At 63.8% G+C, this 213-nt stretch carries 1 protein-coding gene; it reads right to left on the reverse strand.

Annotated elements, in window-relative coordinates:
* Nucleotides 1–207: replication initiator protein A (locus B7G66_RS16910; RefSeq protein WP_275404492.1), on the reverse strand; the 207-nt coding region annotated here is incomplete at its 3' end.
* Between the last annotated feature and the right edge of the window lie 6 nt (nucleotides 208–213).

Genomic DNA, 213 nt, shown 5'->3' on the forward strand with positions numbered 1-213 from the left:
GAGCCGCTCATAGCGGGTGGCGGCGGGATCGCGCCCGATGAAGCGCAGCACTTCACTCATGCTGCCCTGCACACGCGGTGAGACCGGAATACCCCGCCTGCGCGCAGCCACGAGACGGGACACAGCCCAGATCAGGATATCAGCATCCCAGATGGTTGCCATCGGACTGTCATCGCGACCTGACACCTGCATGGTGACACGCCCCATGGCAAA

It is taken from the genome of Novacetimonas hansenii JCM 7643 (assembly GCF_000964405.1).
In the GTDB taxonomy this organism is placed as follows: domain Bacteria; phylum Pseudomonadota; class Alphaproteobacteria; order Acetobacterales; family Acetobacteraceae; genus Novacetimonas; species Novacetimonas hansenii.